Genomic DNA, 1,357 nt, shown 5'->3' with positions numbered 1-1,357 from the left:
TACGCTACCTGCTGTTGCTCCTCCTGCGAATACGCTACCTGCTGTTGCTCCTCCTGCGAATACGGCCGCTTTGACGGCGCTACCTCACCCTCGCTGGCCGGCCACCGTTCCCATGTCTGAGAGTCGATATACCACACAACACGATGACGACCATAACGCCGGTGCAACTGCTTGGCTTCGTCCCAACTCCACGTCTGAGGCCTATTTTTAATATCGTAGGTCGTCACGTCACTGCCCGGCCCAACCGTCCCGGGCGCGGTAGCCAACTTCTCCCGCTTTCCATCATAGTATGCGGTGCTATCGGCTTGTTTTTTCCTTTTTTGATCCTCCGTCAGTCCCCTTTCCTGGCGTCTCTTATAAGCGGTTCGTTGCCGCTCATTTTTCTTGTCTTTCTCCTCCTGCGTAGGGTACTTTCTTTTCCTTTCCTTCTCCCTTTCCCTCTCCCTTTCCTCATCCCGTTTTCTCTGCTGCTCCTCTCTTCTCCATCGGGGGAGGTCGGGATGGAGTGCATTCATCTCCTTGAGTCTGTCGTATTCGTTTCTGATTGCGTCTTCGTTCCGGCCGGACAGCAACACGCCGAAGTAGGCCAGCTCGTGCACCTCCTCCGGAGAGGCTCGGAAATGGCGGAGATTTAGCAATCTTTGCCCAACCTTGACCCTGCCGTGTTCAGGGTGTTCAGGGAGGTAGACGGTATAGTCTGACGGCATTCGTCTGCCCTTTAGCTCCTCGAAACCGGCGCGGAAGTAAAGGGCGTAGTACCTAGTATGGAAAGTGACGGGTTCGCTTCCCGGGACGCCCATGGTTTGCAGTAGTTCAGCCTCGGACTCACGGACCTCAGGGGGCGCTGGTGGAACGTGGTAGTTTTGGTAGCGTTCGAGAGCCGTCTGGCTTCTCTGCTCTTGTGCCCGTGTTCCTGTGTAGTCGAAATCTGGATGTTTTATGTTATTTGCGACGTTCGTCGCGATGAGATCGTCAAGAGTGTCTTTGTCCGGGTGGCCCGCAGGTAGTTCCATCCGGAACAGGGCGAACACGTCCAACTCCGCCTTGCTGAATTTTTGCATCCCTTTCGCGCGCTTCCACCGGTCAGAGACTCCGATGCCCGCATCATCGTCTGCTTTCTTCCCGGCGATTTTCGTGCTTTGTCGCTTCAGGATTGCTTTCTGGAACCCTGCTGCCCATTCTTCGCCGGTCCTGCCTCCGGTGGGGTAGGTGTGTGTTGGTGGGTCGGTGAGGGCGTCGAGGGTGTGTCCGTCGGAAGGGGTGCGGGTTTGGTTGTCGTCTGGTCCGAACACGGCCTGCTGGTGGTGGATATCCCATTGGGCGAGGTCGCCGTCGGTGTTGACGGGGTAGCGGCTTG

At 56.8% G+C, this 1,357-nt stretch carries 1 protein-coding gene; it reads right to left on the bottom strand.

Annotated features, from left to right (window positions below; all coding sequences use genetic code 11):
• The coding region (locus QSK31_RS48445; protein ID WP_285691985.1) for a hypothetical protein at nt 1-1,357 on the bottom strand (1,357 nt) is incomplete at both ends.

Origin of the sequence: Actinoplanes sp. NBRC 103695, assembly GCF_030269485.1 — a bacterium.
In the GTDB taxonomy this organism is placed as follows: Bacteria; Actinomycetota; Actinomycetes; order Mycobacteriales; family Micromonosporaceae; genus Actinoplanes.
This window is presented reverse-complemented; position numbering and strand designations above follow the sequence as displayed.